Source organism: Mycobacterium sp., assembly GCF_035499775.1.
GTDB lineage: Bacteria > Actinomycetota > Actinomycetes > Mycobacteriales > Mycobacteriaceae > Mycobacterium.
On record NZ_DATJYB010000368.1, the window covers coordinates 1 to 6,230 of the forward strand.

Genomic DNA, 6,230 nt, shown 5'->3' on the forward strand with positions numbered 1-6,230 from the left:
CATTGTCGGTCGCCGACAGCATCGCCGAGGTCTTGCCGACATCGACGGCAACGACAATCGTGGACGACGTGACTGGAGCACCATGCACAGACACAACAAACACCTCCGGGGCGTGTCAAGAGAACTCAAGCGCGCCAACGCTCGAATCCTCCAAAGGGAAAACTCTGACAATCCCTTCCTGACACCCCCGGAGGCGTTTGTGAAGGACCAACCTGATCTATATCAGCTGTAGGTGACGGTGGCCTTGGTGTCGCCCGGCTTCCAGGACAGCGTGCCGTGCTCGAACGTCTGCTTCTTCAGCCCGTCGGGTGTGTCGACCTCGTCACCGGTCGGATACCCGAGCTTGCCCTGCGACCCGCCCTCGGTGATCCACGCGTCGCGAATCTTGCCCCATACGACGTAGGCCGTCGTCTTGGAGATGATCACGCCGCCTTCGAATGTCTGCCAAATGCCGCCGTCCGTGTTCGTCACCTGCTCGTGCGTCGGCGTTCCCAGGTCTTTGCGTGCCTTCTCGTCAAGGGAGTTGTACTTGGCGAGAATGGGGCCGCCGACCGGGTACACCGTGCCGTTGGCACCCGTCATCTGCGTCGTACTGGCGGCCGCGCTCGAACCTGTGGGTGCAGCCGCCCCCGAGGTTGCCGACGACGTCACAGACGTCGTGCCTGAAGTACTCGTTTCACTGGATTTGGTCGCGTGGCTGCACCCTGCACCGATCAGGACGAACCCCGCAATCGCCGCGGAGAATACTGCCGTTCGCCTTGTTACCGCACCCATCAGACTTCCTCTCGAATTGGACAGGACGTCGACGCCGACGCACCCAAACCGGGATGCTATGCGCGTTCGCAGGCATCCGCCCCTCGTGCAGGTATCGGTGGGGTTGCGAGTGGCCCAACCCCGGCGAATCGCGTCAGCGGGGCGGGCAGACCCTAGAGACTACGTGGTGTGCACGATCAGCACGTCGACCTTGGCCCGACGTGACACGTTGGCCGGCACCGATCCCAGCAGCCGTCCTGCGATCGTGCTGAGCCCGACGTTGCCGACGACCAGCAAGTCGGCCTCTGCCTCCTCGGCCAGGTTCACCAGCGCGTCGACCGGAGCGCCGACGATCGGTCGCTCCTCCACGTTCTTCGCGCCGGCGTTGTGAGCCCGCTCGCGCGCGTCGTGGAGGATGTCGTAGATCGGGGCAGTGCCCGATACCTTGTAGCTCTCGCCTTTCAGCATGTCGCCGGCTCGGCTGTCGTCATGCTGGGGTAGATACGCCGACGCGATGATCAACTTCGCGTCCGCCCCGGCGATAGTGGCTGCCCGATCCACCGCACGCATCGACGAATCCGAGCCGTCCGTTCCTACCACCACGGTCCGATAGGCGCCCATTTACCCTCCCAGTGTCGGTTTCTAGGCCAAGCGAAAACATTATCGTGTCGCCAGAGGCAGACGGGTGAGATTGGGCCCACAGCTGCAGCGTGGTGCTGCTTCTCAATTTGCCTGGTCCAGCTAGGCCAGCAGATCATATTTTCGATGAAACGACCACGGGATGTCGATATCCGGCGCAGCGACCCTTGCCGCGCGGACGGTCGCTGAATTCTTCGGATAGCCCCTACAGTGACAAACACCATGTCTGCGCCAACCGTCGAGCAGCCTGCGGCCGATACCGCCGCAGAGCCGGAGCGCCCGGCTGCGCGCGGCAAGCGGCTCGACCCGTGGGCGATCGCCCTGCTGGCCGTGGCTATCAGCGCAGGTTGGGCGGGTAAGCCGTCGCTGTGGTTCGACGAGGGAGCCACCATTTCGGCGTCGGCGCGCCGGACCGTGCCCGAGCTGTGGAAGTTGCTGGGCCATATCGACGCCGTGCACGGCTTGTACTACCTGTTGATGCACGGCTGGTTCGCGATATTTCCGCCGACGGAATTCTGGTCGCGGTTTCCCAGCTGTCTGGCGATCGGCGCGGCTGCCGCGGGCGTCGTGGTTTTCACCAAACAGTTTCCTTTGCAGGGTTCGACACGTGCGACCGCTCTATGCGCGGGAATGATTTTCGCCATTTTGCCGCGGGTGACATGGGCCGGTATCGAAGCCCGGTCCTCTGCGCTCTCGGTCGCGGCCGCAGTCTGGCTGACTGTACTGCTCGTCGCGGCGCTGCGACGAAACAAGGCGCGGTTGTGGCTGCTCTACGCGCTGATACTGATGCTGTCGATATTGGTCAGCATCAATCTGGTGTTGCTGGTGCCGGTTTACGCCGCGATGCTGCCGTTGCTGGTACGCGGCAAGTCCGCCGTGATCTGGTGGGCGGCCAGTTCGGCTGTCGCGGTGGGGGCCATGACGCCGTTCCTGTTGTTCGCGCACGGTCAGGTGTTTCAGGTCGCGTGGATCGCGGGCCTGAACCGCAACCTCTTCCTCGACGTGGTTCACCGGCAGTACTTCGACCACAGCGTTCCGTTCGCCATCCTGTCCGGCGTGATCGTCGTCGCCGCCCTGGTGGCGCGGCTGGCCGGCGCGCCCGGCCCCGGTGGCGACACCCGGCGGCTGATGCTGGTGTGCACGGCGTGGATCGTCATCCCCAACGCCATCCTGCTGATCTACTCGGCGACCGTCGAACCCATCTACTTCCCGCGCTACCTGATCATGACCGCCCCGGCAGCGGCCGTCGTCCTGGCGGTCTGCATCGTCACGGTCGCCCGCGAGAGGTGGCTTATCGCCGGCGTCATTGTGCTCTTCGCGGCCGCCGCCGTGCCGAATTACCTGTTCACGCAACGCTGGCCCTACGCCAAAGAGGGCTGGGACTACAGCCAGGTCGCCGATGTGATCAGCGCCCACGCCGCACCGGGGGACTGTCTGTTGGTGGACAACACCGTTCCCTGGAGACCGGGGCCGATCCGGGCGCTGGTGGCCACCCGGCCCGCGGCGTTCCACTCGCTGATCGACGTGGAGCGCGGCTATTACGGACCCAAGGCCGGCGCGCTGTGGGACGGCCACGTCGCGGTGTGGTTGACCACGGCCAAGATCAACAAATGCACGACGCTGTGGACGATCACCGACCGGGACAAGTCGTTGCCCGACCATCAAACGGGGCAGGCACTGCCGTCGGGAAAGGCGTTCGGGCGCGCACCGGCGTATCAATTCCCGGGCTACCTCGGGTTCCACATTGTCGAGCGGTGGCAATTCCACTACTCGCAGGTGGTCAAGTCGACGCGCTGAGTCTGGCCGACGGTGCTTACGCGCGCCGGTCGCTGCGGGTCGCCCGGTAGGAGGCGAGGAAGGCGGCCGCCGCCAGCAGCGTGAACACCGTGAACACCCAGCGCGCCGCCACTACGGTGCCGCCTTGGGCGGCATTGACCACCACACCGGCCAGTCCGGCGCCGAAGGCCGAGGAAATCACCTGCACGGTGTTGACCGCCGCGGCCGCCGCGCCGCCCTCGGCCGGGTCGTCGACGGAGTCCATGGCACGAACCGCCAGTTGCGGCCAGGCCATCCCGATGCCGACCCCGGCGACCAGCAATGCCACCGCCCAGAGCACGAGGATCCCGATCGGCGCGTCGGCACGCTGCGTGACGGCACCCAGGGCCAGGCCGGAGGCCATCACAAGAGGTGCGATCAGGACCACAAACCCGATGAGTCGCGGGCTGCTCAGCGATGCGCTGACGATTTCGCTGACCGTCCAGCCGATGGCCAGCGCCGCGCCCAGGAAACCGGCCACAACCGGCGTCAAATGCCCGAGTCGCTGACCGAACAGCGGCACGTAGGTGTCGACCATCACCGCCATCATCTGCACGGCCATGGTCAGGTAGATCCATTTCAACGGCCCCGGCCCAAAGACGCTGGGCGGCAACACAGCCGCGCGGGCACGCCGGTCAACCACCAGGAAAATCCCGACCAGCAGCACAGCGGCGGACAGCAGGCCCGCGGTCGCCACCATGTTGTGCGGCAGTTGCGCGACGCTGACCGCAAGCGCGGCGGCGCCCATCAGCAGCAGTGACCACACCGGCACTTTAAGTGCGGGCACCGCCGGAGTTGGGCTGCCCGGGTCCGCGCGATCGGAAGTTTGGGGACGCAGCACGATCGGCACCAACAGGCCCATCAGCGCGGTGAGGATGGCCATCGAACCGAACGCCCACCGCCACAGCCCGAATTGCGCGAAGAGGCCGCCTAACGCCGGCCCGACCACGGTTGCCACCCCCCACATCGCCGATACCAGCGCCGCCGCGCGAGTCCACAGCGACCGGGGCAGGGTGGAGTTGATCAGCGCGTAGCCCAGGCCGGCGAGCAGGCCGCCGGCTACTCCTTGCAGGGTGCGTCCGGCGATCAGGACCTCCATGTTCGGCGCCGCGGCACAGATCAGGCTGGCAACCCCGAAGACGCCCAGCCCCAGCAGAAACGACGCCCGCGCCCCGAAGCGCAGCAGTACCGAGTTGACGGTGGTCGCGGCGACCACCGAGCCGACCAGGTACAGCGTGACCACCCAGGCGTACAACCGGCTGCCGCCGATCTCGGCGATCGCGCTGGGCAGCAGGCTGACGGTCAGAAACTCGTTGGTGGCATAGAGGCAGACACCACCGGCCAGCACGACGGACGTGCCCAGATATCGGCCCAGCAGCTCACGCCAAGTGCCGGTTTCGACGCCCGTGTCGGTCTCCGTATTGGTCACTTCAAGCCCGCGGCGTCCATTCCGCGCAGTTCCTTCTTCAGGTCGGCGATCTCGTCGCGGAACCGCGCCGCCAGTTCGAACTGCAGGTCACGGGCGGCGGCCATCATCTGCGCGGTGAGGTCTTTGATCAGGTCGGCCAGCTCGGCGCGCGGCATGGCCGAGGTGTCGCGGCCTTCGAACACCCCGGCGCTGACGGCCCGGCCGGGCTCGCCCTGCGCGCGTCGGCCCCGGGACGCGTTTCGCCCGGACCCACCGATCTCGACCGTCTCGGAATCCTCTGCCTCGCGATAGACCTGGTCGAGGATGTCGGCGATCTTCTTGCGCAACGGCTGCGGGTCGATGCCGTTGGCCTCGTTGTACGCGATCTGCTTCGCCCGCCGGCGCTCGGTCTCGTCGATGGCTTCTTTCATCGAGTCGGTGATCGTGTCGGCGTACATGTGGACCTCGCCGGAGACGTTGCGGGCGGCGCGGCCGATGGTCTGGATCAGGCTGCGCGTCGACCGCAGGAACCCTTCCTTGTCGGCGTCCAGGATCGCCACCAACGACACCTCGGGCAGGTCCAGGCCCTCGCGCAGCAGATTGATGCCGACCAGCACGTCGTAGTCACCGAGGCGCAACTGCCTGAGCAGCTCGACCCGGCGCAGGGTGTCGACCTCGGAGTGCAGGTAGCGCACCCGGATACCCATCTCGAGCAGGTAGTCGGTGAGGTCTTCGGCCATCTTCTTGGTCAGCGTCGTCACCAGCACCCGCTGATCGGCCTCGGCGCGTTGGCGAATCTCGCCGATCAGGTCGTCGATCTGCCCCTTCGTCGGCTTGACCACTACTTTCGGGTCGACCAGGCCGGTCGGCCGGATCACCTGCTCGACGAACTCGCCGCCGGTCTGGCTGAGCTCGTAAGGACCCGGCGTGGCCGACAGGTAGACCGTCTGCCCGATCCGGTCGGCGAACTCCTCCCAGGTCAGCGGCCGGTTGTCACACGCCGACGGCAGCCGGAACCCGTACTCGACGAGGTTGCGCTTGCGCGACATGTCGCCCTCGTACATGCCGCCGATCTGCGGCACGGTGACGTGCGACTCGTCGATGACCATCAGGAAGTCCTCGGGGAAATAGTCCAGCAGCGTCGCGGGCGGCGAACCCGGACCGCGCCCGTCGATGTGGCGGGAGTAATTCTCGATGCCCGAGCAGAACCCGACCTGCCGCATCATCTCGATGTCGTAGTTGGTGCGCATCCGCAGCCGCTGGGCCTCGAGCAGCTTGCCCCGGCCCTCCAATTCGGCGAGCCGCTCGGCGAGCTCCTGCTCGATGGTGGAGAGCGCGTGCGCCATCCGCTCCGGACCGGCGACATAGTGGGTGGCCGGGAAGATCCGCAGCGAGTCGACCTGGCGGATCACCTCGCCGGTCAGCGGGTGCAGGTAATACAGCGCCTCGATCTCATCGCCGAAGAACTCGATGCGAACCGCCAGCTCCTCGTAGGACGGGATGATCTCCACGGTGTCGCCGCGCACCCGGAACGAGCCGCGGGTGAAGGACAGGTCGTTGCGGGTGTACTGCACGTCGACCAGCAGCCGCAGCAGCCCGTCGCGCGGGACTTCGG

Annotated in this window: 5 protein-coding genes; 1 reads left to right on the top strand and 4 read right to left on the bottom strand. The window is 66.4% G+C overall.

All coding sequences use genetic code 11. The annotated features are described in order from the left end of the window. Positions 1 to 222 precede the first annotated feature (222 nt). Positions 223 to 582 (bottom strand): hypothetical protein, encoded by a 360-nt coding sequence (locus tag VML93_RS22750; RefSeq protein ID WP_325614540.1) that lies wholly within the window; start codon positions 580 to 582, stop codon positions 223 to 225. Positions 583 to 933: 351 nt separating this feature from the next. Then, positions 934 to 1,374, bottom strand: a complete 441-nt coding sequence (locus tag VML93_RS22755) for a universal stress protein (RefSeq protein ID WP_325614542.1) — start codon at positions 1,372 to 1,374, stop codon at positions 934 to 936. 240 nt (positions 1,375 to 1,614) lie between these two features. Here VML93_RS22755 and VML93_RS22760 point away from each other — a divergent pair, with 240 nt between their 5' ends. After that, a complete protein-coding gene (locus VML93_RS22760; RefSeq protein WP_325614543.1) occupies positions 1,615 to 3,189 on the top strand; it encodes a hypothetical protein in 1,575 nt (524 codons plus the stop codon). A gap of 16 nt (positions 3,190 to 3,205) precedes the next feature. Here the strand turns inward: VML93_RS22760 and VML93_RS22765 are convergent, their stop codons facing one another. Both VML93_RS22765 and uvrB read right to left on the bottom strand, forming a co-directional pair. After that, positions 3,206 to 4,636, bottom strand: coding sequence for an MFS transporter (locus tag VML93_RS22765; RefSeq protein WP_325614545.1), 1,431 nt, complete (start codon positions 4,634 to 4,636; stop codon positions 3,206 to 3,208). Beyond that, positions 4,633 to 6,230 (bottom strand): excinuclease ABC subunit UvrB (gene uvrB, locus VML93_RS22770; RefSeq protein ID WP_325614547.1); only part of this gene is annotated, 1,598 nt, incomplete at its 5' end. The genes VML93_RS22765 and uvrB, both read right to left, overlap by 4 nt.

Coding starts and splice junctions, on each gene's coding strand:
- VML93_RS22750 (WP_325614540.1), bottom strand. CDS start 582: ATGACGGGTGCCAACGGCACGGTGTACCCGGTCGGCGGCCCCATTCTC.
- VML93_RS22755 (WP_325614542.1), bottom strand. CDS start 1,374: ATGGGCGCCTATCGGACCGTGGTGGTAGGAACGGACGGCTCGGATTCG.
- VML93_RS22760 (WP_325614543.1), top strand. CDS start 1,615: ATGTCTGCGCCAACCGTCGAGCAGCCTGCGGCCGATACCGCCGCAGAG.